The organism is Schaalia sp. ORNL0103 (assembly GCF_019429565.1).
Taxonomy (GTDB): domain Bacteria; phylum Actinomycetota; class Actinomycetes; order Actinomycetales; family Actinomycetaceae; genus Pauljensenia.
This window is the reverse complement of sequence record NZ_JAHXSA010000001.1, coordinates 642,235-668,269: the sequence shown is the minus strand read 5'-3', so window position 1 is coordinate 668,269 and position 26,035 is coordinate 642,235. Positions and strand designations below refer to the sequence as shown.

25 protein-coding genes are annotated in these 26,035 nt (G+C 65.7%); 7 read left to right on the top strand and 18 right to left on the bottom strand.

Features of this window, described 5'->3' with window-relative positions; genetic code table 11:
* Positions 1-27: 27 nt before the first annotated feature.
* The 7 genes from JJJ16_RS02955 to JJJ16_RS02925 all read right to left on the bottom strand — a co-directional run bounded on the left by JJJ16_RS02955 (position 28) and on the right by JJJ16_RS02925 (position 7,259).
* Entirely contained in the window at positions 28-267 is a 240-nt protein-coding gene (locus tag JJJ16_RS02955) for an RNA-binding protein (RefSeq protein ID WP_003792828.1), read from the bottom strand.
* A 2-nt stretch (positions 268-269) separates the two neighbouring features.
* Entirely contained in the window at positions 270-737 is a 468-nt protein-coding gene (gene rpsP, locus JJJ16_RS02950; protein WP_034466400.1) for a 30S ribosomal protein S16, read from the bottom strand.
* A 215-nt stretch (positions 738-952) separates the two neighbouring features.
* The gene (locus JJJ16_RS02945; RefSeq protein ID WP_219751320.1) at positions 953-2,059 is read right to left on the bottom strand and encodes an amidohydrolase family protein; all 1,107 of its coding nucleotides are present in this window, start codon (positions 2,057-2,059) and stop codon (positions 953-955) included.
* A 3-nt stretch (positions 2,060-2,062) separates the two neighbouring features.
* Positions 2,063-3,646, bottom strand: coding sequence for a signal recognition particle protein (gene ffh, locus JJJ16_RS02940; protein WP_219751319.1), 1,584 nt, complete (start codon positions 3,644-3,646; stop codon positions 2,063-2,065).
* Positions 3,647-3,748: 102 nt separating this feature from the next.
* Positions 3,749-4,990 carry a signal recognition particle-docking protein FtsY gene (gene ftsY, locus JJJ16_RS02935; protein ID WP_219751318.1) on the bottom strand — a complete coding sequence of 414 codons (1,242 nt, stop codon included), beginning with the start codon at positions 4,988-4,990 and terminating at the stop codon, positions 3,749-3,751.
* Between the two features lie 58 nt (positions 4,991-5,048).
* The gene (locus JJJ16_RS02930; protein WP_219751317.1) at positions 5,049-5,447 is read right to left on the bottom strand and encodes an ABC transporter; all 399 of its coding nucleotides are present in this window, start codon (positions 5,445-5,447) and stop codon (positions 5,049-5,051) included.
* A 126-nt stretch (positions 5,448-5,573) separates the two neighbouring features.
* Complete coding sequence (locus JJJ16_RS02925) at positions 5,574-7,259, bottom strand: RNA polymerase sigma factor (protein ID WP_219751316.1); 1,686 nt, start codon at positions 7,257-7,259, stop codon at positions 5,574-5,576.
* Between the two features lie 146 nt (positions 7,260-7,405).
* On the opposite strand from JJJ16_RS02925, the gene JJJ16_RS02920 reads away from it, so the two are divergent.
* A complete protein-coding gene (locus tag JJJ16_RS02920; RefSeq protein ID WP_219751315.1) occupies positions 7,406-8,509 on the top strand; it encodes a polyprenyl synthetase family protein in 1,104 nt (367 codons plus the stop codon).
* A 15-nt stretch (positions 8,510-8,524) separates the two neighbouring features.
* On the opposite strand, the gene JJJ16_RS02915 is transcribed toward JJJ16_RS02920, so the two are convergent.
* Positions 8,525-8,878: an Rv2175c family DNA-binding protein gene (locus JJJ16_RS02915; protein ID WP_219751314.1), complete on the bottom strand. Its 354-nt coding sequence runs from the start codon at positions 8,876-8,878 to the stop codon at positions 8,525-8,527.
* A gap of 83 nt (positions 8,879-8,961) precedes the next feature.
* On the opposite strand from JJJ16_RS02915, the gene pknB reads away from it, so the two are divergent.
* Entirely contained in the window at positions 8,962-10,905 is a 1,944-nt protein-coding gene (gene pknB, locus JJJ16_RS02910; protein WP_219751313.1) for a Stk1 family PASTA domain-containing Ser/Thr kinase, read from the top strand.
* Positions 10,906-10,988: 83 nt separating this feature from the next.
* On the opposite strand, the gene JJJ16_RS02905 is transcribed toward pknB, so the two are convergent.
* From JJJ16_RS02905 to JJJ16_RS02895, 3 genes are all read right to left on the bottom strand, one after another.
* A complete protein-coding gene (locus JJJ16_RS02905; protein WP_219751312.1) occupies positions 10,989-12,428 on the bottom strand; it encodes a class II 3-deoxy-7-phosphoheptulonate synthase in 1,440 nt (479 codons plus the stop codon).
* A 10-nt stretch (positions 12,429-12,438) separates the two neighbouring features.
* Positions 12,439-13,656: a pyrophosphate--fructose-6-phosphate 1-phosphotransferase gene (locus JJJ16_RS02900; RefSeq protein WP_034467758.1), complete on the bottom strand. Its 1,218-nt coding sequence runs from the start codon at positions 13,654-13,656 to the stop codon at positions 12,439-12,441.
* A gap of 152 nt (positions 13,657-13,808) precedes the next feature.
* Positions 13,809-14,621 (bottom strand): lysophospholipid acyltransferase family protein, encoded by an 813-nt coding sequence (locus JJJ16_RS02895; RefSeq protein WP_034467755.1) that lies wholly within the window; start codon positions 14,619-14,621, stop codon positions 13,809-13,811.
* Between the two features lie 58 nt (positions 14,622-14,679).
* Here JJJ16_RS02895 and JJJ16_RS02890 point away from each other — a divergent pair, with 58 nt between their 5' ends.
* On the top strand, positions 14,680-16,413 hold the full coding sequence (locus tag JJJ16_RS02890) for an exonuclease domain-containing protein (protein WP_225904970.1): 1,734 nt from the start codon (positions 14,680-14,682) through the stop codon (positions 16,411-16,413).
* A gap of 14 nt (positions 16,414-16,427) precedes the next feature.
* Here JJJ16_RS02890 and trpD read toward each other — a convergent pair whose 3' ends face one another.
* The 6 genes from trpD to JJJ16_RS02860 form a co-directional block, all read right to left on the bottom strand.
* Positions 16,428-17,483, bottom strand: coding sequence for an anthranilate phosphoribosyltransferase (gene trpD, locus JJJ16_RS02885; RefSeq protein WP_219751311.1), 1,056 nt, complete (start codon positions 17,481-17,483; stop codon positions 16,428-16,430).
* On the bottom strand, positions 17,483-17,875 hold the full coding sequence (locus tag JJJ16_RS02880) for a hypothetical protein (protein WP_219751310.1): 393 nt from the start codon (positions 17,873-17,875) through the stop codon (positions 17,483-17,485). Before JJJ16_RS02880 ends, trpD begins: the two co-directional genes overlap by 1 nt.
* 115 nt (positions 17,876-17,990) lie before the next feature.
* The gene (locus JJJ16_RS02875; protein ID WP_219751309.1) at positions 17,991-18,992 is read right to left on the bottom strand and encodes an FKBP-type peptidyl-prolyl cis-trans isomerase; all 1,002 of its coding nucleotides are present in this window, start codon (positions 18,990-18,992) and stop codon (positions 17,991-17,993) included.
* Positions 18,993-19,011: 19 nt separating this feature from the next.
* A complete protein-coding gene (gene erpA / locus JJJ16_RS02870) occupies positions 19,012-19,365 on the bottom strand; it encodes an iron-sulfur cluster insertion protein ErpA (protein WP_003795276.1) in 354 nt (117 codons plus the stop codon).
* Positions 19,366-19,450: 85 nt separating this feature from the next.
* Positions 19,451-20,419 (bottom strand): glycerate kinase, encoded by a 969-nt coding sequence (locus JJJ16_RS02865; protein WP_219751308.1) that lies wholly within the window; start codon positions 20,417-20,419, stop codon positions 19,451-19,453.
* Entirely contained in the window at positions 20,416-21,789 is a 1,374-nt protein-coding gene (locus JJJ16_RS02860) for a M20/M25/M40 family metallo-hydrolase (RefSeq protein ID WP_219751307.1), read from the bottom strand. Before JJJ16_RS02860 ends, JJJ16_RS02865 begins: the two co-directional genes overlap by 4 nt.
* Positions 21,790-21,886: 97 nt before the next feature.
* On the opposite strand from JJJ16_RS02860, the gene JJJ16_RS02855 reads away from it, so the two are divergent.
* From JJJ16_RS02855 to JJJ16_RS02840, 4 genes are all read left to right on the top strand, one after another.
* Positions 21,887-22,468 carry a DUF3043 domain-containing protein gene (locus JJJ16_RS02855; protein WP_219751959.1) on the top strand — a complete coding sequence of 194 codons (582 nt, stop codon included), beginning with the start codon at positions 21,887-21,889 and terminating at the stop codon, positions 22,466-22,468.
* A gap of 186 nt (positions 22,469-22,654) precedes the next feature.
* Positions 22,655-23,209 carry a hypothetical protein gene (locus tag JJJ16_RS02850; protein WP_219751306.1) on the top strand — a complete coding sequence of 185 codons (555 nt, stop codon included), beginning with the start codon at positions 22,655-22,657 and terminating at the stop codon, positions 23,207-23,209.
* An 18-nt stretch (positions 23,210-23,227) separates the two neighbouring features.
* Positions 23,228-24,292 carry a quinone-dependent dihydroorotate dehydrogenase gene (locus tag JJJ16_RS02845; protein WP_219751305.1) on the top strand — a complete coding sequence of 355 codons (1,065 nt, stop codon included), beginning with the start codon at positions 23,228-23,230 and terminating at the stop codon, positions 24,290-24,292.
* A 9-nt stretch (positions 24,293-24,301) separates the two neighbouring features.
* Entirely contained in the window at positions 24,302-25,174 is an 873-nt protein-coding gene (locus tag JJJ16_RS02840) for a TrmH family RNA methyltransferase (RefSeq protein WP_219751304.1), read from the top strand.
* A gap of 113 nt (positions 25,175-25,287) precedes the next feature.
* Here JJJ16_RS02840 and JJJ16_RS02835 read toward each other — a convergent pair whose 3' ends face one another.
* A complete protein-coding gene (locus tag JJJ16_RS02835) occupies positions 25,288-26,034 on the bottom strand; it encodes an HAD-IIB family hydrolase (protein WP_219751303.1) in 747 nt (248 codons plus the stop codon).
* Position 26,035: the final 1 nt, after the last annotated feature.

The window sequence follows — 26,035 nt, the reverse complement described above, 5'->3', positions numbered from 1 at the left end:
CGGACCCCTTCGTGACGTGTGCGAGTCTTACTCGCGATCCGTGTCGACGACGTCGACGCGGACGGTGCCACGCGTGGACAACGCACCCATGACGGTGCGCAGCGCGCGAGCCGTCCGACCGCCGCGTCCGATGACGCGACCCAGATCCTCGGGGTTCACGCGAACCTCAAGAAGCTGGCCACGTCGCATGGAACGAGGCGTCACCTCGACATCTTCGGGGTGGTCAACGATGCCGCTGACCAGGTGCTCCAACGCGTCGGCGAGCATGCTCAGGCATCCTCTCCGGCAGCCTCTTCGGAAGCCTGCTCGCCGGCCTCAGCCTCAGCAGCGGCTGCAGCAGCGGCGGCCTCTTCCTCGGCCTTCTTGGCGGAAGCAGCGGCCTTGGACTTCTCGGCAGCAGCCTCGGCGTCCTTGATGGCCTGCTCGGCCTGGGCGGCCTTGTCAGCCTCGGAGACGATGACGCGGGAAACAGCGTCGGCCTTGCCGTTGAACTTGGCGATGTCACCGGTCAGGACCAGCAGCTTGCGGACCTGGTCGGAAGGCTGAGCGCCAACACCGAGCCAGTACTGGGCACGCTCAGAGTCGATGCGGATGATCGACGGGTTCGGCTGAGGATCGTAGTAACCGACCTCTTCGATGACGCGGCCGTCACGCTTCTTGCGCGAATCGACAACGACAACACGGTACTGGGCAGCGTGGATCTTACCCACGCGCTTCAGGCGAATTCGAACTGCCACTTGAGTGGTCTCTCCATTTCAGATTGGTGTGGACCTTTGCGTCCCAAGGTGGGAAACACAGGGGTCGCATTGGACCGGGACACGACGGCACGCAGTGAGAGGGTCTACGAACCGCCGGGTACAGCTAGCGATTATGCCATATTTCGCCCCTGAATCCCAAGTCAGGAGCGAGTGCCGTGTCGCGCGAATCGGTTAAATCGATCACTGCCGCGAGCTCAGGCGGACGGACGCTCCCACACGGGCGTTCCACCCACCGTGACACGCGCGGGGTTCGCAAGGATCGTCGGATTAGCCCTCGGATCCTCGTCCAGGATGACGAAATCAGCGGGACCCCCCTCGACGAGGCCGGGGTAACCGAGGTAGCGCTGGCTCACCCACGTCGCAGCGTCGATCGTGAACTCAGCGGGCGCGCCCCATTGGAGCCACAGGTCAAGCTCGCCGGCGATCGTGCCGTGATCCTGGTAGCCACCCGAGTCGGTTCCCATGAGGAGAAGGACGCCGGAGTCGACGAGCATCTCGAAGTGTGAGTGTCGCGCGTCGTACATTGCCTGCATTGTCGCCGCGTAGACGGGGTACTTCGCCCCCGCCTGGGCCGCAAAGTCCTTGAAGAGCTCAACCTGGCGCAGCGTCGGCGTCACCGCGATGCCGCGTGTGGCAATCTCGCTGGCCTGATCCTCATCGATACCGCTGCCGTGTTCAATGTCGTCAACGCCGGCCTCGATGAGCGAGTCGATGACGCGGTGCGAGAACGCATGCACGGCAATCCTTGCCCCGGCCTCGTGCACGGCGGCGACAGCGTCAGCCAACACCGCGGGGTCCCACAGGGGCATGAGGTCCGAGTCTGCCCCGGCACTGCGGTCGATCCAGTCTCCGACGATCTTCACCCACCCGTCGGAGGAGTGAGCCATCGACGCGAGGACCACGGGAAGCTCGCTCTGATCGTCAACGTCCAGCGGCAGGTCACGCATGTAGCGCTTCGGACGCGCAACATGGCGACCACAGCGGATCAGGTGCAGACCGGTTGCGCGAGCGGCAGGCGAGTTATCGACCGGCACGCCACAGTCACGCACGACGGTGACGCCGCTCGCGAGCGTCGCGCGCGCCTGCTCCACCATTTCTGCTTCGGACACCGAACCGGTCTCCGAGTACCCAATGTGGCAGTGCGTATCCACCATGCCGGGGACGATGAATCCCACCGACGGCGACTCTTCCCTATCAGAGACGCGGCGGATCGCTCCCCCATCGACGCGCCACGTGCCGCGCACCCACGACGGGCGCTCGGACTCGTTATCCGCCCACAGGGCGAGCCCACTGAACTCCATGCCTCAGAGATGGCCGAGCATGCGCTTGACGTCATCCGGCAGATCGTCGATCGTCGGACGCGGAGCGGGGGCCTCCTGGGCAACACCGAAGGAGGAACCCTGGGGCGCGCTGCGCTCAGACGGAGGCAGCATGGCCTCCAGCTCCTGCTGGCGACGCTTCGCGGGGTTACCGGAGCGTGCGCTCTTCTTCATGCGAGCACGCTGGGCCTGAGCCTTGCGAGCGTTGGCCTTCTGCTTCGCCTTGCCGCCGCGGCCGGGCAGTGCGCCCATACCGGGAACACCGCCACCCATCTGGCCCATCTGCGCCATCATCTCGCGCGCAGCCTCGAAGCGCTGGACGAGCTGGTTCACCTCGGTGACAGTCGTGCCGGAACCGCGTGCGATACGCGCTCGACGCGAGCCGTTAAGGATCGACACGTCCTCGCGCTCGGCCGGGGTCATCGAGCGGACGATGGCCTCCACACGGTCGACCTCGCGCTCATCGAAGTTCTCGATCTGCTCGCGCATCTGCGCGGCGCCCGGGATCATGCCGAGCATCTTCTTCATCGAGCCGAGCTTCTTGATCTGCTGAAGCTGGCTCAGGAAGTCGCCAAGGGTGAGCTGGCCGGCCATTGCCTTGGCCGCAACCTTCTCCGCCTCCTCGGCATCCATCTTCTTTTCGGCCTGCTCGATGAGGGTGAGGATGTCACCCATGTCGAGGATGCGGCCGGCCATACGGTCGGCGTGGAAGCGCTCAAAGTCGTCGAGGCCCTCGCCCGTCGAGGCAAACAGAATCGGCGCACCGGTCACGCCGCGAACGGACAGCGCGGCACCACCGCGCGCGTCGCCGTCCAGCTTGGACAGGACGACGCCAGTGAAGCCGACGCCGTCACGGAAGGCTGTGGAGGTGGAGACCGCGTCCTGACCGACCATGGCGTCGAGGACGAACATGATCTCGTGGGGGTTGACGGCATCGCGGATGGCGATCGCCTGCTCCATCATCTCCTGGTCGACACCAAGACGGCCGGCCGTATCGACAATGACCACGTTGATGCCGCTCTGGCGGGCAAACTCGACGCCGCTACGCGCGACCTCGACGGGGTTGCCCACACCGTTACCGGGCTCGGGTGCCCACACCTTGACGCCGGCTCGCTCGCCGACAACCTGGAGCTGCTGGACGGCGTTGGGGCGCTGGAGGTCGGAGGCGACGAGCAGGACGGTCTTGCCCTCCTCGCGCAGCCACTTACCCAGCTTTCCGGCGAGCGTGGTCTTACCGGCACCCTGGAGGCCGGCGAGCATGAAGACGGTCGGGCCGGACTCCGCGAAGGTCAGCTCGCGCGTGGCGCCACCGAGGATCTCCACGAGCTCCTCGTGCACGATGGAGACGACCTGCTGGCCGGGGTTGAGCGCCTTGGAGCGGGCTGCGCCGTATGCCTTTTCGCGCACCTGCGTGGTGAACTGGCGAACGACGGGGAGCGCAACGTCCGCGTCGATAAGGGCGCGACGAATGTCGGAAATCGCGTGATCGACGTCCGACTCGGTCAGGACGCCGCGGCTGCGCAGGCTACGGAACGACTGGCTCAGACGATCTGACAGGTTTCCAAACACGTGTTTACTCCCAAGATGGCGGCTGTACTAGGCACAGGTTAGCGCACCTCGGCCCCGGGAGTCGTCTCACCGGGGCCGAGGCACGCGTCATGGTGGCGGGGTTCAGCCCTGCGCGGAACCCACGATCGCGTCGACGAAGCCCTGCGGATCGAAGGGGGCCAGATCATCGGCCCCCTCGCCGAGGCCGACGAACTTGACGGGAACGCCCAGCGCACGCTGGACGGAGACGACGATGCCACCCTTGGCGGAACCGTCGAGCTTCGTCAGAACGATACCGGTCACGCCGGTAGCTTCCGCGAAGACCTCGGCCTGCTTCATGCCGTTCTGGCCGGTGGTCGCGTCGAGCACCAGGAGGACCTCGGAAACCGGGGCCTGCTTGGTCATGACGCGCTTGATCTTGCCGAGCTCGTCCATCAGCGTGGACTTGTTCTGCAGGCGTCCCGCGGTGTCGACGAGAACGACGTCGACGTCACGCTCGACACCTTCGCGCACGGCTTCGAAAGCAACAGCGGCTGGGTCGGCACCCTCGCGGTCGCTGCGCACGACATCGACGCCAACGCGTTCGCCCCACGTCGCCAGCTGATCGGCGGCGGCCGCGCGGAAGGTATCGGCGGCCCCCAGAATCACGGACTTGTCTTCCGCGACGAGAATGCGCGCGAGCTTGCCAACGGTCGTGGTCTTTCCGGTGCCGTTCACACCGACCATCAGGACGACTGCGGGTTTGACGGAGCCGTCGACCTCGGGGCGCTCGAGGTTGAGTGAGCGATCCATGGAGGGATCGACGAGGGCGAGGAGTTCCTCGCGAAGGATCTCGCGGATGCGCGCTTCGTCAGTCACGGACTCGACCGCGACGCGACGCTTGAGGGCTTCCATCAGCGTGTCAGTGGCCTCGAGGCCGAGGTCAGCGATGAGGAGAGACTCCTCGATCTCCTCCCAGTCGGCGGCACCGAGCTGGCCGCGGCTGAGAACGCCGAGGATCGCACGCCCCAGCGAGCCGGAAGACGCGAGGCGTTCGCGCAGGCGCTCCATGCGGCCGCGCACGGGTTCGGGGCGCTCGATGGACGAGGCCGGGGTTGCGGGAGCCTCAGGGCTCTGCTCGGGGGTGGGCTCGAGCTCATCTACCGGACCCGCTCGAGGCTGGTCCGCTGTATCAAGCGACGCCTCGGCAGGCGAATCGGGACGAGCCTCGACGGGAGCCTGAGCCTGCGGCTGAGGGGTCACGTCCTGCGAGGGACGGCGACGCGAACTCACGACAAGACAAATAACGACGCCGATAAGCACGGCGACAGCCAGGGCGATAACGACTGCCCACGGCGATTGGAGGGTGGAAATAAAAGCGTCCATAGGGTCATTATCCCCTATGGACGCTCTTGACAGAAAAGCTGAGTGCGGCATCACTGCCTTATGACTGCGGTGACTCCTGCACGGACTCGCCGCCTCCGTCAGCACTACGACGGCTACGGTCAAACCGCACGCTCACGCGGTCAGTCACAGTTTCGAGACGGTCGATGCCGGGTAGACGGTCAGCGTCGAAGTAGGCACTCTTCGAGTCAGCACTTTGCAGGAGCGAGTGCAGGGACGCCGTACGCGGAACCACGGGTCCGTCTGGTGAGGAGGAGGCACGCTTGGGTAGCGAGTGATGGGTCTTCACCTCGTCGGCGATTTCTTCGCTCTCTCGCTTGATGACGCCCTTCCACTCGTCCGCGCTACGGCGCGAGAGCGCCAGCACAGCGACGACGCCGCCAGCGACGACGAGTACCAGAACGACGGTCAAAACGAGAATCAGTGCACCCTCAAGCATGTGATCATCCTGCCCTACGAAAACCTCAATACGCGACGATGCCACCCGCACATGCACGCATTGTGACGATGTTGTCACGAGGGCCGGGAACGATTGTTCCCGGCCCTCGAATATGTCGATAGCGCGTCAGTCGAGGTAGTCGCGCAGAACCTGCGAACGCGAGGGGTGACGCAGCTTCGACATGGTCTTGGACTCAATCTGGCGGATACGCTCGCGCGTCACGCCGTAGACCTTGCCAATCTCATCGAGAGTCTTCGGTTGGCCGTCGCCCAGGCCGAAGCGCATCGACACGACGCCAGCTTCACGCTCGGACAGCGTGTCCAGGACGTGGTGGAGCTGTTCCTGCAGAAGGGTGAAGGACACGGCGTCCGCGGGCACGATGGCCTCGGAGTCCTCGATGAGATCACCGAACTCGGAGTCGCCGTCCTCGCCGAGAGGTGTGTGCAGCGAAATCGGCTCGCGACCATACTTCTGAACTTCGACAACCTTCTCGGCGGTCATGTCGAGTTCCTTAGCCAGTTCCTCGGGAGTGGGTTCGCGACCCAGGTCCTGGAGCATCTGACGTTGGACGCGCGCGAGCTTGTTAATGACCTCGACCATGTGGACAGGGATGCGGATCGTGCGAGCCTGGTCCGCCATCGCGCGGGTGATCGCCTGACGAATCCACCAGGTGGCGTAGGTCGAGAACTTGTAGCCCTTCGTGTAGTCGAACTTTTCGACAGCGCGAATGAGGCCCAGGTTGCCTTCCTGGATCAGGTCCAGGAACTGCATTCCGCGGCCGGTGTAGCGCTTGGCCAGCGACACGACGAGGCGGAGGTTCGCCTCGAGCAGGTGGTTCTTCGCCTGCTGACCGTCCTGTGCAAGGAAGTGCAGCTCGCGACGCTCGCGGCTGGTCATCTCATCGGCCTGGTTCTTCAGCTTGTACTCGGCGTAAAGGCCGGCTTCGATACGGCGGGCGAGGTCCACTTCCTGCTCGGCGTTCAGCAGGGAGACCTTACCGATCTGCTTGAGGTAGTCCTTCACAGGGTCGGCGGTTGCGCCGGCAACCGTCACCTGCTGGACGGGTTCGTCGGTCTCATCGGAATCGGAGACGACGAAGCCACCCTTGACGTGGATGCCGTCGTTCGTGCGTTCACGAAGTGCGGCGCCCTCAGCGAGCTTCGGATCCTCTTCCTCCGCTTCGTCCTCTGCGTCAGCTTCTTCTTCGTCGACGGTCTCAGTATCGAGTTCGGTGTCCTCAAGGTCCTCGCCAGTCGGCTCGAAGTCTTCGTCGACGGTCTCAACGAGCTCCTCGACGACCTCCTCGACGACCTCTTCTTCCTTCTTCTTGCGACCGCGCGTCTTCTTCGCGGCGGGCTTCTTCGTCGCTTTCTCTTCGGCGGCGCCGTCAGCCTTCTTCGCGGTCTTCTTGGTGGCAGTCTTCTTCGTGGGTGCCTTCTTCTCGGTCTCCGCGGCGCCGTCAGCCTTCTTCGTCGTCTTCTTAGCAGCCGTCTTCTTCGTGGGAGCCTTCTTCTCGGTCTCCGCGGCGCCGTCAGTCTTCTTCGTGGCCTTCTTAGCAGTCGCCTTCTTTGCCGTAGCCTTCGGCTCGGCATCTGCAGCGTCAGTAGCCTTCTTCGCGGGAGCCTTCTTCGCCGAGGCCTTCTTCGCAGCAGACTTCTTTTCCTCGGCGGGAGCACTCGCCGCGTCGACCGTGGCGGCAGCCTTCTTGGCGCGCGTGGTCTTCTTCGCGGGGGTCTTCACCTCCGTGGTTTCCTCAGTCGTCGCGGAGTCCTTTGCCGAAGCGCGAGATGCACTCACACGGGTCCCTTTCATTGATGGGCATGCACAACGGAGCCGATTGCAAATCGGCATACCAGCGCCAAGTCTAGTGCCTTGCCGTTTAGTTTTCCTGACGGTAGGTGTGAGGATCCCCCGCCTTGGGCTCACGCGTGCACTCGAACCTCGGTTAGAGTGGCCTCATGACTCTGAGCGACAGTTTCGCAACGCTGCGTCCATCAATCGACGAGGCGACGGCCACCAGCCTCGCACATCTCCTCGCCCGCGCAGGCACTTCCGACCGTTCTGAGGAGTTCTCTCGTGCGGTCCTCGCCTCCGTATCCGGAGGAAAGCGTTTCCGCGCCCTCATGGCCCACGTGGGCTACGCACTCAGTTCCGGAACATCCATCGAGAACGTCTCGCTCCCCCATCTCAGCGCGGCACTGGAGCTCTATCAGGCGAGCGCCCTCGTCCACGACGACATCATCGACAAGGCCGACGAACGACGCGGCATGCCCACCCCTCACCGCACGCTTGCGGATTACCACGCCGTACAGTCGTGGATCGGATCATCGACGGACTTCGGTCGACACGGTGCTATTTTGGTCGGCGACTTCCTCTTTTCGGCGGCAACGGCTGCCGCGGACGAACAGGCCCTGGACCTGCGCGAGGACTGCGCGCGTGCTTTTTCGCGCCGGTTCGCCGATATGCACGCGGAGGTCGCGCTGGGCCAGTACCTCGACATCACCGCCGAACAAACCCCGCTTGATCCTGAGCGCACCGATGCACTCAGCACGAGCGACTCGCTCGAGGTGGCACTGCACAAGTCGGCCCACTACTCGGTCGTCCACCCGGCGCTCCTCGGCGCGATTTGCGGAGCTTCATCGTTCGATTGCGTCGCCGACCTGCTCGATGTTCTCGAGACGATTCTGACCCCGTGGGGCCTGGCTTTCCAACTGCGCGATGATGATCTCGGGGTCTTCGGAGACCCGGCAGTGACAGGCAAGCCGGCCGGCGACGACCTGCGCGAGGGAAAGCGCACCGCACTCCTGGCGCTCACGTGGGAGGCCTCCTCCCCCGCCGAGCGGCGCGCCCTCACCGACGTCCTCGGGGTGGCCGAGGCCTCGGCAGAGCAGATCGCGACTGCTACCGACATCGTGGAGCGCAACGGGCGCGCAGCGCACGAGGCCGAAATTGCACGGCTCGTCGCCGACGGAGACGCCGCCCTCGAGGCCAGCACCTTCGATGAGGATGCTCGCGCCATGCTGCGCGAACTGTGCTCAATCCTGACCGCCAGGCGGGCCTGACAAGACGGGCTAGCCTCAGAAGGCCAGCGTCGAGGCGATTCGATTCACTCGGTGATGACGGCCCGAGGTGAGCGCATCGATCGGGCGCTCGCCCAGCTCGTCCTGCACGGTGTACAGCCACGCCGCTGCTTCCTCCGCCGTGAAGCCGTCGTCGGCCAGCAGAGTCAGTGTGCCCTGCAGGAACGGCAGCGGCTCCCACCCGTTGTCGCCCTTGACGATAACCTCCTGCGGGACGCCGCGCGCCCCGCTGGCGTCGCGCGCTTCGATGAGCACACGATCGCGGATCAGCTGCTTGAGGCGGCGTTCCTCGATGCCGAGGAGACGGCAGACCTCGTCGGTGGAGAGCACGGTGATATCAACACTGGTCATGAGCGCAAGACTACCCCATTCATGCGCCGCACCGACGTGGGCACTTCCCATGATTTCGCGAAAACTCCCATAGAATCAAGCAAGTGAGCGATGAACAAACATTCGACCAGACGGACCCGTTGATCGGCCTCCTCGTCGACGAACGGTACCGGGTGACGCGCAGGCTGGCGCGTGGCGGCATGGCCACCGTCTACATCGCGCAGGATGAACGCCTTGATCGCCCCGTCGCCCTCAAGGTCATGCACCCGCACCTGGCAGACTCCGAGGATTTCGTCGCACGCTTCCGCCGCGAGGCGCGCTCCGCCGCGCGCATCGTTCACCCCGGCGTCGTCTCCGTGTTTGACCAGGGCGTGGTCACAGGCCAGGGGTTCCTCGTCATGGAGCTCATCGACGGCACGAACCTACGCCAGCTGCTGCGCGCGCAGGGTGCCTTCACGATCCCGCAGGCTCTGCGCTACACGACTGACATTCTTGAGGCTCTGCGCGCCGCCCACCGCGTCGGCGTTATTCACCGCGACGTCAAGCCCGAAAACATTCTCGTTCCGTCCGACGGACCCGCGAAGGTGACCGACTTTGGTCTCGCACGAGCTGCCTCCGAAGTGTCCATGTCTTCGACGGGCAACATGCTCGGCACGGTTGCGTACATCGCCCCGGAGATCGCGACGACCGCTCAAGCCGACGCACGCTCAGACATTTATTCGGTCGGCATCATGCTCTACGAAATGCTGACGGGCTCCGTTCCGTGGGCGGGTGAGTCACCTCTGCAGATCGCGACGCATCACGTCTCCGACGACGTACCCAGCCCGTCGGAGACCCAGCCGTGGATTCCGAGAGAGATCGACGACCTCGTCGCTGCCCTGACCGCCCGCGACCCCGCATCGCGCCCCGCCGATGCCTCGGACGCGATCGACCTCGTCACTCGCGCTGCTGCCACCATTCCGTCGGAGCTGGCCAACCGCCGCGCGGACATCGCGCCGGCTGACCGGGCGGGCGCCTCGGAAACGAGCGCGCTCAACACCGAGCTGATCTCGGCTCAGTTTACGAGGCCTCTGCCCCTCCCGGCGCCATCGACGGTCGCCACTGTCCACACGTCGGCCCCGCTTCCCAATGCTTCGGAGAACGGCGGTACCAAGACGTACAAGCGCGCCGCCCTGTGGGCTACCCTCATCGTTCTGCTCCTCGCCGCCGCAGTCGTTGGCGGACGCTGGTGGTGGACCGAATACGGCCCAGGCTCCTACCTGACCATGCCCGCGACGGATGGTCGTCCCCTCGCGGATGTTCAGGCCGAGCTGAATGCGATGGGACTTGCTTCTTCCGTTGAGGAGGAATTCTCTGACGACGTCGCTGCCGGTTCAATCACTCGCTCCGATCCGGAAGGCGGCGAGCCCGTCCACAAGCGCGCCGAGGTCCAGCTCCACGTCTCCAAGGGCGTGGACATGAAGACGGTCCCTGACGTCGTCGGTAAGAACCAGGAGGACGCACGCAAGGCCCTTACCGATGCCGGCCTCGCCCTGGGTGCCATCACCGATGCATACTCCGAGGACGTCCCGCAGGGCCAGGTCATCTCACAGTCCCAGGCTTCTGGTTCACAGCTGGCGCACGACAGCGCCGTCGATGTGGTGCTGTCGAAGGGCCGTGAGCCCCTCACCGTACCGTCGCTGAACGGGATGAGCGCCGATGCCGCAAAGAGCTCCATTGAGGGCCTTGGCCTCGTGGCTACGCCGACCGAGGCGTTCTCCGACACGGTCGCCGAAGGCCAGGTCATCTCGCAGCAGACCAATGAGGGCACGATCCTGCACCGTGGCGACACCGTCGCCTACACGGTGTCGAAGGGACCCGAGAAGGTCGCGGTGCCCGACGTCGTCGGCCGCCAGCGCCAGGATGCTCGCGCCGCCCTCGAGGCAGCCGGGTTCACCGTGCAGGAGGAGGCAATCCTCGGTGGCTTCTTCGGAACCGTCCGACAGACCGATCCCGCCGCCGGAACAATGCTGAAAAAGGGCAGCGTCGTCACGATCACGATCGTCTGAACGCGCCCGAGACACTCGCCCGTCATAAGTATCCCCGGCCTCGTCCATGACAGACGAGGCCGGGGAACTTATGTGCGGTGAACTCACTCCTCGGCGGAGGAACCCTTCGCCAGGTACTGTGCGACCTGGAAAGCCATCTCCAGGCTCTGCTGGTGGTTCAGGCGCGGATCCACGAGCGTCTCGTAACGGTCACGCAACGACTCGTCATCGATGTGCTCACTGCCGCCGATCACCTCGGTGACATCGTCACCGGTGAGCTCGACGTGCAAGCCGCCCGGGACAGTTCCCGCGGCCTCGTGTGCTTCGAAGAAGCCACGCACCTCGTCCATGACCGTCTCAAAGCGACGCGTCTTGTAGCCGGTCGACGACGTGATCGTGTTGCCGTGCATCGGATCCGTCATCCACGTGAGCGGACGACCGTCCTCACGCGCGGCTTCCAGCAGCGGCGGAAGCGCCTCGCGGATGCGGCCGGCGCCCATGCGCGTAATGAACGACAGGCGTCCTTCCTCACCATCCGGGTTGAGGCGATCGATGAGCGAGAGCATCTGATCCGGCGTGGTCGACGGGCCGAGCTTAACCCCAATCGGGTTGCGAACGCGCGACAGCAGCTCGATGTGAGCGCCCTCCTCCTCGCGCGTTCTCTCCCCCGCCCACAGGAAATGGGCAGACGTGTTGTAGGGCTCGCCCGTCCGCGAATCAATGCGCGTCATCGCCGACTCGTACTCGAGCAGCAGCGCCTCGTGCGACGAGAACAGGTCCACGTCGCGCAGCGTCTCAAAGTCAACGCCCGCGGCACCCATGAACTTGATCGCCCGGTGGATGTCTTCTGCCAGCGACTCGTAGCGCGCATAGGCCGGGTTCGACATGAAACCCTGATTCCAGCGGTGCACCTGGCGCAGGTCGGCGTAACCGCCCTTCGTGAAGGCACGGATAAGGTTCAGGGTCGAAGCCGCGTGGTTGTACAGCGACAGCAGGCGCTGCGGGTCGGGCTCGCGCGCTTCGGGAGTGAACTCAAAGGAGTTCACGGCATCGCCGCGGTAGCTGGGCAGCGTGACGCCGTCGCGCGTTTCCATATCCGACGAACGCGGCTTAGCGTACTGGCCGGCGATACGGCCGACCTTGATGACCGGCAGCGAAGCGCCGTACGTCAAGACGACCGCCATCTGCAGCAGCGTCTGAATCTTCAGGCGCACATGGTCCGCCGTCGCCTCGGCGAAGGTCTCGGCACAGTCCCCGCCCATCAGGACGAAGGCCTCGCCGCGGGCAGCCGCACCCATCCACGTGCGCAGGTCGTCAACCTCCCCGGCGAACACGAGCGGCGGCTGACGGCGCAGCTGCGCCGTCACGTCACTGAGGTGTTCCGCGTCCGCGTAGGAAGGCTGTTGGGCAGCGTCCAGGCCGCGCCACGTGTCCCAGGGAGCAAGATCCCCAGACTCGGGCGACCAGAGACGCTCGGGGACGCGGCGGGAGCGAGGCTTGCGCACAGGCTCTCCGCCGCGTCCGGGAGTGATCGAAGGAATCACGCGAAGCGACTCACTCGCCGGCAGGCTCGACGGTCTGGCCGATCTCGGCCATCATCTCGAGGAACCAGGGCTGGGAGATGTCGAAGGGCTTGCCGCCCGCGATGCGCGGGAACGGGATGGCCTTCAGGCGGTCGCCGTCCTCCTCGTCGTGGCCGATAACGCCGGACTCGCCCTTGAAGGCGCACTCGACGGCGAGGTCGGTCATCGACTTGATGAGACGCAGGTCGTCGGCATTGGCACGCGAGGAACGCGAGAAGTAGCCCGACTTCTGGACCATGACCTTCTCGGCGTCGATCTTCTCGGCGAACTGCTTGGCGAACCACTGGCCGGGGTTGATCGTGTCGAGCTTGACGTGACCGAAGGGGTCACGCTGGACCTCGCCACCGGCAGCCTCGATCTCCGCGATGATCTCGGGGACGCCGGCGCCCTCGGACAGGAAGATGTTGACGTTGCCCTGCTCATCCATGATGGCCTTCAGGCGCGCAGCCTCGGCGTCCAGGTCGATCTTCATCTCGGGCAGGAAGATGGCGTGGATGTCCCAACGCTCCTGCGACAGGCCGATCGAGGGCACCCACTCCTGGGTCTTCAGCCAGTCGTGGTAGCACTTCGAACCGGCGGCCGTCAGCCAACCGCAGTGGCGGCCCATGATCTCGTGGATGATGAGCATGCGCGGGTTGGAGCGGTGCTCGCCGATGACGTTCTGGGAGTACTCGGAGACCTCTTCAGCGGCGGTCCATGCACCCAGGGACTGGCGGATCGGCACAACGTCGTTGTCGATCGTCTTGGGCAGGCCCACGACGGTCAGGTGGTAGTCGTGCTCCTCCAGGTAGGCGGCCAGGTCGGCGGCCGTCGTGTTGGTGTCGTCGCCACCGATGGTGTGCAGGACGTCGACGCCGTCGGCGCGCAGCTGCTCGGCGGCCTTCTGCAGCGGATCCTCATCCTCGGACACGAGGCCGCGCTCGACCAGGTTCTTCTTGTTCGTCAGCTTGACGCGGGAGTTACCGATCGGGGAGCCGCCGAAGCGGTGCAGGACGGCGGCGTGCTTGCGCGCTTCCTCGTCCACCAGCACGTAGTTGCCGGTGAGCAGGCCGTGGTAGCCGTTCTGGTAAGCGATGATCTCAACCGTGGGATCAATTTCGTTGTAGCGCTCGATGAGTCCACCGACGGCGGAGGACAGGCACGGGGCGAAGCCACCTGCGGTCAGCAGGGCAACACGACGGACCGACATGAATGTCACCTTTCTCAGGTTGGTTAGGTACGGGCCCGCGCGCGTGCGCAGGGCACAGTTCATTCTACCCGGCCCACATCACGTTTCGCCAAGGACGCCCGTCCCACGAAACGCGATTGCACGCACCAACCATCGGTGACGGCCCGGCCCTGTTACTCCTTGTCCGAGGCCTTCTCGTCCTCGCTGCCCTCCTCCTCGGGAGCGGTCGGAACGGGCACCTCGGGGGCGGTGCGCCCACCGGGCGCGGGCCGGCCGTTGGAGGGCACGGGACCCTCGAAAGCGCCCTCGGCTGCCAGCTGAGCCTTCACGTCGGCGGCGTACAGGTCCACGTACTCCTGGCCAGACAGGAGCATCAGGTTGTACATGATCTCGTCGGTGATCGCACGCAGGACGTAGCGGTCCTTGTCGAGGCCACGGTAGCGCGAGAAGTCCAGGGGCTCACCGATCACCATGCCGATGTTCGTGCGCGAGGGAATCTTCTGGCCAATGGGCTGCGCCGCATGGGTGCCGATCATGGCCACCGGGATAACGGGGGCGCCGGACAGGAGTGCGAGGCGCGCGACGCCGGTCTTGCCACGGTACAGCCGCCCGTCGGGGCTGCGGGTACCCTCTGGGTAGATGCCGAAGAGCTCGCCCTCGCGCAGTCGCTTCAGTCCCGCTTTCAGTGCCGCCTCCGAAGCGCGTCCGCCGGTGCGGTCAACGGGGATGGTGCCGACGGCGCGCATGAATTCCTTTGTCATCCACCCCTTGAGACCCGTGCCCGTAAAGTAGTCGGCCTTACCCATGAAAACGACCTCACGGTCAAGCATCATCGGCAGGAATACCGAGTCCCACACGGCGTTGTGGTTGGACGCGAGGATAGCGGGTCCCTCGGCGGGAATGTTCTCCTTGCCTCGGATCCACGGGTGATAGGCCGCCTTCAGAATGGGGCTGCCGGTCGCCTTGAGAGCCTGATAGAACGCCACTGTCACTCCTGAAGTCTCGACGGGCGCGCGAGCGCGCGAACGAATTAGTATCAACTGTATGACGAAACGAACTCCCGTGCGCGATTGTGGGGAAACCATAGCGCCCGGCGAATCGGCTCGTCCTTTCGCTCGATCAGCGGTCTCTGCGGCCCTGTCGAGGGCCTCGTCGGTGGAGCTTCAACCCAGCCTCGATGCCGTCGGGACGCCGGCCTCGGGCGGGCATTGGGTCGTCGTCGACCTCGAGACGACAGGCCTGGGGGCAGGCGCAGAAATTACTGAGATCGGCGCTGTGCGCGTCCGCGACGGAGCAGTCGTGGACGAGTTTTCTTCCCTCGTGAAGCCCTCGCGTCCGATTCCACCGTTTATCACATCTCTGACCGGCATCACTCCCGCGATGGTGGCCGACGCGGACCCGATCGCATCCGTTCTGGAACGCTTCATGGAGTGGTCAGGCCTTGGAGCTTCGGATTCCCCCGTCATCGTTGCGCACAACGCGTCCTTTGACGTGGGCTTCCTCCGCCGTGCGGCCCGCACGTGTGCGCGCCCGTGGCCGCGCGTGCGCGTCGTCGATACGTTGGCACTCGCTCGGCTCGCCCTGCCACGCCCGCTCGTGCGCAACCACAAACTGGGCACGGTCGCCTCCTACTTCGGTACCACCACCGTTCCCGAGCACCGAGCACTCGGAGACGCGCGCGCGACGGCAGAGATCCTCCTGGGATTCATCGACCTGCTCGCCGTAGCTGGCGCGACCGATGTGGAGGACCTGATCGTGTTGACGGATCAGGCTCCGGCGCGGCGCCCATCAACGCCCGACTTCGTCACGGACCTGCCAACCTCTCCCGGGGTCTATCACTTCATCGATACCGCGGGAGACACCCTCTACGTGGGGTCGGCCTCGTCCCTGAAGTCGCGCGTGGGCAGTTACTACACGAAAGCAGAAAAGCGCCCGAAGGTGCAGCGCATGGTGTCCCTGGCCGCGGGAGTGCGCCCCTATCCGACCGCCTCAATTCTCGAGGCGAGGATCCGAGAACTGCGCGACATCAAGGCCCTCGCCCCGCCCTACAACTCCGCGTCGAGGCGTCAGGGATCCCAGCACTGGGTTATCGCCGAGGCCGGTCGCCCCCGCGTCGTTCCGTCCGTGACGCTCGACGACCTGCCCCGCGCCCTCGGTCCCTTCGGGACGCGCGCGCACGCACAGCGGGCTGCAGGAGCGATCGAGCGGGTCCTCGCCCAGGCCGATCACGACTCCTCGGGCACCATCGTCGACGAGGCCGTGGAAGCCTCGTCATTAGCGGTGCCAAACGCGCTCACTTCTCTGATGGAGCGCCTGTCCACACAGGGGCTGTTCGAGGCGGCGGCTGGAGCGCGCGACGAACTGAGCGCCTACATCGCGGGTGTCGAGCGCTCCACCATGCGCCCCATCCTGGCGGCCCCGCGTATCGTCTGGGGCGCGCGTCGCGACGGTGGAGAACTCGGCTGGATTCTGCATGTCGCCTCTTACGGCCGCCACCTCAGTTCGGTCGTCGTGCCCCCGCGCTCCGACCCGTCGCCGTGGATCGATGTTCTGACCTCCACGGAGCCGATCGAGACCGGTGGGATGGCCGCATCCGTCGCCTCGTGGGCGGAGACGTCACTCCTGTGCGCCGAGCTGTGCCGCGAAGGGACACGCCTCGTCGAATGGAACGGCTCCCTCCCCTGGGCGCAGCCCGTCGACAGCCCGCTACGCGACGGGCGGCTGCGCGAGCTTTTAGCCCACGCAACCGCCCAGCAGCGTCACGACCCGCGCACCTGACGCAGGCATTTCTCTTACGCGTTCGAAGCAGCCACCCAACGCTCGATGAGTCGAGCGCCCGAACCGTCGGCCAACGCCGCCAGGGCGCGCTCGACAGCGCCGCGCATGCGAGGCTCGAAATCGGAGCGCGTCACAGGGTTCTCCAGGCCCTCCCAGGCCAGGATGCCGGCTCCGACGTTGAGGGCGACGGCGTCGCGAACCGCGTCCGCCCCACCGCCCGACAAGACGTCGCGAGCGACGGCCGCGTTCTCGGCCGCCTCGCCACCCGCGAGGTCCTCAATCGAGGAGGAGGCCATGCCCAGGGATTCGCGCGCATCGAACACGGTTTCCACAACCGCTCCACCCGACACGAGCCAGATCTGATTGGCGTCGGTCGTCGTCAGCTCGTCGAGGCCGGTGTTCGCGCCGCGGAACACGAGTGCGCTGAGCCCGCGCGACGCGTACACGCCCGCCATGAGACGCGCGTTCTCCTCGCGAGACGCACCAATCGCGCAGGCCTGCACGCGTGCCGGGTTGGTCAGCGGCCCCAGCACGTTGAACGCCGTCGGGAAGCCGAGAGAGCGGCGCACGGGGGCCGCAAAGCGCATCGACGGATGCATCTTGTTCGCGAAAAGGAACGCGATGCCAACCTCGTCAAAGACGCGGCGCAGCGCGTCGGCATCGAGGTCAAGGTTGACACCGAGCGCCTCGATAACGTCCGCGGAGCCAGACTTCGACGTCGATGCACGGTTACCGTGCTTGACGAGCGGGATCCCCATCGCGGCGAGCACGATGGCGGACATCGTCGAAATGTTGACGGTCTTGTATCCGTCTCCACCCGTACCCACGATGTCTAGAGCACGACTGGGCAGCTCGACGTGCGCCGCATGATCCTGCATGCCGTCGGCCAGGCCGTGGATCTCATCGACCGTGGCGCCCTTGATGGCCATCGCGGTGAGGAACGACGCGAGACGAGCCTCGCCGAGTTCGCCGCTCATGACCTGGTCCATCAGCCAGTACGCCTGGCCGTAGTCGAGGCTCTCTCCGGCGGTGAGGGCAGCAATAATCGGTGCCCACTCCTGCGTGGCCATCACTTGGCTCCGCGCAGCACGTCGGCGACGGTCTCCTGAAGAATGATCGGGTCGATCGGATCGGCCACGACGGCGGCTGCTCCGGCCCACGTAGCCAGCCACTCGTCCTGGGCGCGGGCGGTCAGGAAAACGATCGGGGGAACGCCGTCACGGGTCTCGCGCAGGTCCTGAGCGATGGACATGCCGCCTTCCTTCTTCGCCTCAGCGTCGAGGATCAGCAACGCAAAATCCTGCTGATCGAACGCATCGCGAACGCCGAAACCGGTTGCGGCCTCGACCCACTCGATGCGGGGCGTGTCCTTGGAAGCACGCAGGCCAATGCCGTTGACGACGGCGTGACGGCGATCCTTGTCGTCGCTGAAAACCAGGATAGTGACGGTTTCTTCACTCATGGAAGCTCTCCTTGCATATGTCGGCCAAATCGACGCGATGACCCCATTCTAACGGGTAGCGGGCGGCTCCCCCACTGGGAGCCGCCCGCTACCGTCGACCAAGGCCGTGACGCGGTTACTGCATCGAAGAAGTACCCACGATGTCGACGACGAAGACCGTCGCCTGCGTGGGGGTCGCCTCCTGGCCGGACTGCGCTTCCTGAGGCGGGATCGGGGCCACGATGAGGATGCGCGATCCCACGGTCACTCCCACGAGATCAGCCTGCGCGACGGGAGCCTCAAGAGGTTCCTGGCTCCACGACGACTGAGTCTGGCCCTTAGCGCCAAAACCACCAACGACCTGCTTGTACAGGACAGTCTGATCAGAGGTCAGCGCCTCTCCCGTGCCCTTGTAAATCGTGTACATCTTCTGCTCGGTGGGGGCAGCAACGCTTTCGTCGATCGTCAGGGTGGGCTCGGCGCCGGGGTCACCGGAAACGGTGATCCCCGCGGGAAGCTCCTCGTCGGTCGCGACTCCACTGCTGAGAACGGAGTCATCTGCGACGTCCTGCGTCGCGACGCCCACGATATCCACGACAAAGACGAGGGTCGAGTTAGCGGGAATCTTTGCATTCGCCCGGTCGCCGTAGCCGAGAGAGGCCGGAATCACGAGCTCGACGCGATCGCCGACGTGGGTGTGCGCCAGGCCGTAGGTCCAGCCCTTGACGACCTGGTTAAGGGAGAACTCGCTGGCCTCGCCGCGCTGGTAGGACGAGTCAAAAACGGTGCCGTCCCACAGGGCGCCCACGTAGTTCGCCTTGATCGTCGCGCCCGGGCACACGACCGCTCCGTCACCCTGCTTGAGGGTCTTGACAAGGACCTTGTCGGTCGGCTCGCTTCCCTTGCCTGCGGCGATCACGGGGGTGTCGTCACCGGAGACAGCCGGGAAGTTACCCTTGCCGCTACGGTCAACGTTCGCGACCTGTTCGGCGGAATCGTCCGTCGAGCAGGCGGAGTAATCGATGTCCGCGGGGGCGGAAGACGTAGACGACGAGGTCGCGTCAGTGCATGCCGCGAGTCCGAGGACAAGCGCGGCTGCGCCGGCGAGGGCACCGAAGCGGCGCAGAGAGGACATCATGAGATGGTGTTCTTTCTGCTCAGTGGAAGGACTCACCGCAGGCGCAGGTGTTCTGGGCGTTCGGGTTATCGATCGTGAAGCCCTGACGCTCAATCGTGTCAGCGAAGTCGATCGTGGCACCGCTCAGGTAGGGCACGCTCATGCGGTCGACGACGACCTCGACGCCGTCGAAGGAACGAATCGCGTCGCCGTCGAGCGTGCGATCGTCGAAGTACAGCTGGTAGATCAGGCCGGAGCAGCCGCCCGGCTGAACGGCAATGCGCAGGCGCAGGTCATCGCGACCCTCCTGCTCGAGGAGGCTCTTGACCTTCGCAGCGGCGACGTCGGTGAGGATGACCTCGTGGGTGGGAGCCTGAATTGCGGACTCGGACATGATGCTCCTTTTCGTGACGAATAGATGTATTCGCTTGACACACTACTCCCCCGCAGGCGCCCTGCGCCACGGGTGGAGTGCGCGCTTAGCGTAACCAGGTACGGGCGACGCGGCGTCCAGCGTCTTCGAGCGTGACGGATCCCTCCGTCTCAAAGACACCGTGAAGCCCCCATTCGGCCTTCTCAAAGTGCGACAGGCTGGACCTGTGGGTGATGGCGACAACCGGCAGGGCATGCGTCGCAGCAACGCGAGCCACGCAGTCAAGGGTCGACTCAGCGAGCACCGGGGAGGCCAGTTCGGGCTCGGCGACGATCACGAGATCGACGCCATCGATGATCGCTTCCAAGCCCAGTAGCGACGACAAAAGATCCCCCGTCGATGCGATGCGCCCACCGATGGCCGCAATGACGGCTCCAACGCCGCCGCCAGCGCCGGAACCACGCTGGCGTGCCGGGTGCACGTCCGCTCCGTCGAGCAGCTGGTGGCGCCCGAGCGGACGATGGGCGAACGCCTGCGTGAGAGCGGCAGTAAGAGCGGTGTCCTGTGCCTCAATCGGCTCCAGATCTGGAGCAACGGCGAGCACCGAGTCGAGGCCCAAAAGCGGGCGCTGGGTCGAAGCCGCGCACACGAGGTCCACACCCGCTTCGGCCACGAGGCTCTGCGCGCGCGTGAGGGCATCGGCGAATGCCTCAGGTTGCCTCGGATCGATGCTGGGGACATCCAGGAGACCTTCGAGAAACCCGACGCCGCAATCGGGAGAGGAATTATGTCCACCTTCGACAATCACGGTGCCGCCGTTGCGGAGTGCATCCGCCACGCGCTCGCCCGCCTCGCGCGACGACGAGGCCTGGGTGGGCACGCGCACGAACGAGGCCTGGGAACCCAACGCAGCCACGGCCTCGTCGAAGGTGGGTCCGGTTCCGAACGGAGCCGTGAGCACTGTCGGCTCCGAAGCGCCGGCTACGACACCCCGGCGGATGGCGTCGAGCGCCTCGCCGGTCGGCGCGGCGGGAACTCCCCCATCCCACCGACCGGCGACAACGACACGTTTCACAGGGACGCCACGCGCGTCAGCAGAAGCGCCTCGGCGAGGATCGCGGCCTTCAGGTCGGAGATCGACTGCGACTCGTCCTCAGAGTGGGCGTTCGTCAGCGGATCCTCGACGCCGGTGACGACGACCTGAGCGTTCGGGAAGATGCGCTGGAAGTCCGAGATGAACGGGATCGAGCCGCCCACACCGATGTTGACCGAGGGAACGCCCCAGGCCTCGGTAAGGGACTCGTGCAGAGCCTTCGTAACAGGGGAATCCATGTCGGCCTGGTAGCCGGCTCCCGCGTCCTCGGCGGTGACCTCGACGCGCGCACCGAAGGGCGCATGGGAGAGCAGGTAGTCGACGAGCTTCGCCTGAGCCTCGGTGGGATCCACACCCGGCACGGTGCGCATCGACAGGCGGAAGCGCGTGTGCGGGGCGATCGTGTTCGAGGCGTTGGAGACCGGGCGAGCGTCGAAACCGATCACCGAGATCGACGGCTTGGTCCACATACGGGCGGCGATGTCACCCGAGCCCGCCAGCTGCAGTCCCTCAACCATGCCGGCCGCGGCGCGCAGCTCTTCCTCCGGCCAATCCACGTCCGCGTGATCCGAGCCGCCCAGGCCCGGCACCGCCACATCACCCTTCTCGTCGAAGAGCGAGGCGATGAGCATCGAGGAAATCGCGACGGAGTCGAGCAGCGGGCCACCGAACGCGCCCGAGTGCACCGCGTGATCGGCGACGGTCACGTCGATGGTCACGATCGCGTTGCCACGCAGCGTCGACGTGACGGCAGGCTCGCCCACCTTCCAGTTCGACGAGTCCGTCACAACGATGACGTCGGCGGCGAGCTCATCCTTGTGGGCATCGAGGAACGCCGTGAACGAGGGGGAACCGATCTCTTCCTCGCCCTCGATGAATACGACGACGTTGACCGGCAGGTCATCGCCCAGAATCGACAGGGAACCGAGGTGCACCGTGATGCCGGCGCCGTCGTCGGAGGAACCACGGCCGTAGATGCGATCGCCGCGAACCTCAGCCTTGTAGGGGTCCATGCTCCAGCGGCTCAGCTCGCCCACCGGCTGCACGTCGTGATGCGCGTACAGCAGGACGGTCGGCGCGCCCTCGATGTGAGGCGTGTGCGCGACGAGGGCAGGCTTGCCCTCGGTGCCATCAGCGGCGGTCTCACGGAGAACCTTGGCCTCCAAGCCCAGAGCGGCGAAACGCTCACGGATATGCTCAGCGCTGCGCTCCACGTCAGCCGCATGAGCGGGATCCGACGACACCGACGGAATCGCAACGAGCTGCGTGAGCTCCTCCAGCAGGGACGGGAAAGCAGCCTCCAGGCGCTCCTTCAAAACGGACGTGGACAGTGCATGTGAAGTATCAGCCATACGACCAGGGTAGACCATGGGAGTGCGAGGCGGGTGGGCTATCCGCTAGCCTTGAAGCGTGTTTGGACGAAGCAAGAACAACAACGACGAGACCTCGATGAATGTCGAGCCCGTCTCCACGACGCCCGACGGCAAGAAAGGCCGCCCCACGCCGAAGCGTAAGGCAGCCGAGGCCGCCCGCATCCGCCCCCTGGTCCCCAAGGACCGCAAGGAGGCCAAGCGTGCCGCCCGCGCCGCCCGCAACGCGCGTTTCGACGCTGAACAGCGCGCGATGATCACCGGCGAGGAAAAGTACCTGCCGGCCCGCGACAAGGGACGCGCACGTCGTTTCGTGCGTGACTACGTCGACGCGCGACACTCCTTCTCCGAGTGGATTCTCGCCGTCATGATGGTGTCCATCATCCTGATCATGGTGCTGTCGATGTTCGGCAACAAGGTCCCGCTGCAGTACCAGGCTTACATGCTCTATGGCTCGTCCATCCTCATGTACGGATCCTTCATCATCACCGCCATCGAGGCATTCTTCGTGTGGCGCAAGATCAAGCGTGTCTTCACCGAGGCACACCCCCGCGAGGACATTCCCTCCGGCACCGCCTACTACGCATTCTCCCGCATGATCATGCCGCGGCGCTGGCGTTCGCCTCGCCCGCAGGTCGACCGCGGACAGTTCCCGAAGTAGTCGTCTTTTTCGTCGGCCCCGCCCCATCCACATGGGCGCGGGGCCGACGCGTTTTATCCACAGGGCACCTGGCGGCTCTCCCGTTATCCACAGGGTGTGCCGCGGCGCTGGCCGCCACGTCCTCGCGTGCATGATCCTGTCCGTGTCGGAGCATCGGCGCTCCGTCTCGAACGACAAGGAAGCATCATGCACACAACGATCACGCTGCCCGCCACCTGCAACGTCATGCTCAATGAGGAGGAGCCCTGCCCCGAAGGCATGTACGGCCCACCTCGCTGGCTTGAGGATCGAGGCATCTCCGCTCTGTTAGCTCCCTACCTGTGCGATGGGTGGGACCTGGGCGACTACGCGCGCTTCGCGGACCTATCGGGGACGGATGCCCGTCGGCTCGCATCCTTGCTGCCGAAGGACGCGCGCAACGATCGGCAGAACAACGCCCCACGGATCGTAGACCTCCTACGGGCCGCCTCCCGCATCGACGGGCTCAGTCTCGAAGGCTACGTCATTCGCGCGCCACGACGAGACGAACGCGTCAGCATCGACACGGTGCTCGTCCCCGAATCTGCGATCATTGCTCACACCGGATCTCCCATCGACGAGGAGCGCTATCCGAGCTACCAGCACTGGCTGACCCTCGCCTCGGTGCTTGGCCTCGGCGCGGATGCGGTCCCGCCGGATGAAATGCGTGTGCTCATTCGAGACGGATCATCCATGCGGTGGTGGTGGGCATGGTGGGACTGATCAACTATCCTAGGAAGCATGATCCGACGCGCGTACAACTGGGCTTTCACACACTTCATCTCGCGTTCCAACCCGGAGGATGCACACCACTGGGGTCTGGGAGCGATTTCCTTGGCCGGACGATTCGCCCCGACGCGTGGACTCATGCGCGCCACGCTGGGCCACCTCGATCCGACGCACTCCCCCACGCGAATGGTTGGCGGCGTCGAGGTTCCCCTGACCCTGGGTGAGCGTCGCCTCCCGTCCCGTCTGGGTCTGGCAGCTGGCATGGACAAGGACGCCGAGGCAGTGCTCGGTATGTGTGCCCTCGGCTACGCGTTCGTCGAGATCGGTACCGTGACTCCTCGTCCCCAGCCCGGCAACGACGCGCCGCGCCTGTGGCGACTCATGGAGGAACGCGGCCTGCGTAACCGCATGGGCTTCAACAATGCCGGAGCAGATGCCGCCGCCGAGAAGCTGCGCGAGCTGCGCTCGACTCCTGCGGGCCGCGCCGCGATCGTTGGCGCCAACGTCGGCAAGAACAAGGTGACGTCTGAGGCGGACGCCCCCGCGGACTACGAGTACTGCGCGAAGACGCTCGCCCACTGGGTGGACTTTGTCGTCGTGAACGTCTCCTCCCCCAACACGCCCGGCCTGCGCGACCTGCAGTCCGTCGATCACCTGCGCCCGATCCTACAGGCCGCTCGCCGCGGCTGCGAGGCAGGTGCTCCCGATCGCGTCATGCCGCTCTTTGTCAAGATCGCTCCCGACTTGGCCGACGAGGACATCGTCGCCGTCGTCGAGCTGACGAAGGAGCTTGGCCTGGCGGGCGTCGTCGCCACGAACACGACGATCAACCACGACCTGGGCGAAGGCGGCGTCTCCGGCGCTCCGCTTCTGCCCCGTGCGCTGGAGGTCGTCTCCCTGGTGGCACGACACCTTGACGACGAGCAGATCCTCATCGGCACCGGCGGCATCTCGTCGTCCGAGGACGCGCTGCGCATGATCAGCGCGGGCGCAGACCTGGTCGAGGCGTTCTCTGCCTTCATCTTCGAGGGCCCGTCCTGGCCGGGCGAGGTCTCGCGCGCCCTCCAGCGGGCGTAAGGGACCGCCGTGATTATCGAGCTCACCAGCGCGGATCTGAGCGCAGATTCGCGCCTGGACGACTACACGCGCCTCAAAGACGTCAAACTTCGTTCCAAGATCGAACCGGAACGCGGCCTGTACATGGCTGAGTCCGCGAACGTCATTAAACGCGCGATCCGCGCCGGCCACAGCCCGCGCTCCTTCCTCATGTCGAGGCGCTGGCTGCCGACCCTGACCGACCTCATCGAGGCAGCAACGGGTGCCCCCGACGGCGCGGACGTTCCAATCTTCGTCGCCGACGAGGACGTCTTGGAGCAGATGACGGGCTTCCACCTGCACCGCGGCGCCCTCGCCGCCATGCAGCGCCCCGTCCTGCCGCCCCTCGCCGACCTGCTCGCAACCGCTCACGGCGGTGCCCCGGCACGTCGCGTCGTCGTCTTGGAAAACCTCGTCGACCATACGAACGTCGGCGCCGCATTCCGCAGCGCCGCCGCGCTCGGCGTCGACGCTGTCCTCGTGACCCCGCAGTGCGCTGATCCCCTCTATCGACGATCCGTGCGCGTCTCCATGGGGACCGTCTTCCAGGTGCCGTGGACCCGCCTCGAGTCCTGGCCCGGCGACATCGCCACGCTCCAGGAGGCTGGCTTCACGGTCGCGTCGCTGGCGCTGTCGGACGATTCGGTGTCCCTCGACGACTTCGCTGCGCTGCCCGCCCTCCAGGGGCCGGACGCCCGCCTCGCGATGGTGATGGGCACCGAAGGCGACGGCCTGGGACGGCGCACTATCGCGGCCTCCGACTACACTGTCAAAATCCCCATGGACCACGGGGTTGACTCGCTCAACGTCGCTGCCGCGTCTGCCGTCGTGTTTTGGGCGACCAGGGGCGTCGGCGCGCAGTAACGCGTCACCGCATTGTGCGGCGGCCGTACAATCGCCGCAAGCACCGCAGCCGCACACAACGAGGCCGGAGCTGGTTCCCCAGCCCCGGCCTCGTCATCGTTTACTGCGACGGGTCAGCTCATGGATGCCACGATCTCGTCGATGACGTCCACGCATTCTTCCCATCCGGACACGGCGCGCGTCGCGTAGCCGGCGGCCTTGACCGGGTAGTCATTGCCCTCCGGATCCAGGCGGTCGCCAATGAAGAGCATCTCGGAAGCAGGGATGCCCGTCTCTTCGACGAGCTTGCCCATGCCGAACGCCTTGTCGATGCCACGGGTGGTGATGTCGACCGAGGTCGAGCCACCGCCGCGAACATCGAGCTCGGGTACGTCGGGCTGCACGGCGTCACGCAGAGCGGCCTTCTTGGTGCCGTCCGGATCCCAGGCGCGCTTCGCGTCGAGCGGAGCCTCCTGACCCAGCGCGGAGAAGGTGATCTGCGAACCGCGGTCCTCGATAATGTTGCCCCACGGGTTGGACTCCCACAGGCCGAGCTCACGCGCGTGACGCTCGAGCGAGGCGATCGCGCGGGCGGCCACCTCGGGATCCAGGTCGTGCGCGTAACGCTCGACCCACGCGCCACCCTCATAGCGGTAGTAGCGCGTGCCGCAGGTGGGCATCAGGTGCAGGCGAGAGAGTTCCTCATCCGTGGCGTGCAGGTTGTCCAGCACCTGGGTGCGGAACTGGCCCATCTGGCCGCCGGAGATGATGCACACCTCCACGTGGTCCAGCAGGGAACGCAACGCCTCGTCCATGCGGGCGGGCAGCGGCGACTTCGAGGGCGCCAGGGTGTCATCGAGATCGAAGGCAACGAGCTTCACG

Excerpts from the sequence above, each read along its gene's own strand:
- JJJ16_RS02945 (WP_219751320.1), bottom strand. The coding sequence starts at position 2,059 with ATGGAGTTCAGTGGGCTCGCCCTGTGGGCGGATAACGAGTCCGAGCGC.
- ftsY (WP_219751318.1), bottom strand. The coding sequence starts at position 4,990 with ATGGACGCTTTTATTTCCACCCTCCAATCGCCGTGGGCAGTCGTTATC.
- JJJ16_RS02900 (WP_034467758.1), bottom strand. The coding sequence starts at position 13,656 with ATGTCGGTCCGTCGTGTTGCCCTGCTGACCGCAGGTGGCTTCGCCCCG.
- JJJ16_RS02955 (WP_003792828.1), bottom strand. The coding sequence starts at position 267 with ATGCTCGCCGACGCGTTGGAGCACCTGGTCAGCGGCATCGTTGACCAC.
- JJJ16_RS02855 (WP_219751959.1), top strand. The coding sequence starts at position 21,887 with ATGAATGTCGAGCCCGTCTCCACGACGCCCGACGGCAAGAAAGGCCGC.
- JJJ16_RS02920 (WP_219751315.1), top strand. The coding sequence starts at position 7,406 with ATGACTCTGAGCGACAGTTTCGCAACGCTGCGTCCATCAATCGACGAG.
- JJJ16_RS02915 (WP_219751314.1), bottom strand. The coding sequence starts at position 8,878 with ATGACCAGTGTTGATATCACCGTGCTCTCCACCGACGAGGTCTGCCGT.
- erpA (WP_003795276.1), bottom strand. The coding sequence starts at position 19,365 with ATGTCCGAGTCCGCAATTCAGGCTCCCACCCACGAGGTCATCCTCACC.
- JJJ16_RS02875 (WP_219751309.1), bottom strand. The coding sequence starts at position 18,992 with ATGATGTCCTCTCTGCGCCGCTTCGGTGCCCTCGCCGGCGCAGCCGCG.
- JJJ16_RS02845 (WP_219751305.1), top strand. The coding sequence starts at position 23,228 with ATGATCCGACGCGCGTACAACTGGGCTTTCACACACTTCATCTCGCGT.
- JJJ16_RS02890 (WP_225904970.1), top strand. The coding sequence starts at position 14,680 with ATGACGAAACGAACTCCCGTGCGCGATTGTGGGGAAACCATAGCGCCC.
- JJJ16_RS02860 (WP_219751307.1), bottom strand. The coding sequence starts at position 21,789 with ATGGCTGATACTTCACATGCACTGTCCACGTCCGTTTTGAAGGAGCGC.
- JJJ16_RS02925 (WP_219751316.1), bottom strand. The coding sequence starts at position 7,259 with ATGAAAGGGACCCGTGTGAGTGCATCTCGCGCTTCGGCAAAGGACTCC.
- JJJ16_RS02930 (WP_219751317.1), bottom strand. The coding sequence starts at position 5,447 with ATGCTTGAGGGTGCACTGATTCTCGTTTTGACCGTCGTTCTGGTACTC.
- JJJ16_RS02880 (WP_219751310.1), bottom strand. The coding sequence starts at position 17,875 with ATGAGTGAAGAAACCGTCACTATCCTGGTTTTCAGCGACGACAAGGAT.
- JJJ16_RS02850 (WP_219751306.1), top strand. The coding sequence starts at position 22,655 with ATGCACACAACGATCACGCTGCCCGCCACCTGCAACGTCATGCTCAAT.
- trpD (WP_219751311.1), bottom strand. The coding sequence starts at position 17,483 with ATGGCCACGCAGGAGTGGGCACCGATTATTGCTGCCCTCACCGCCGGA.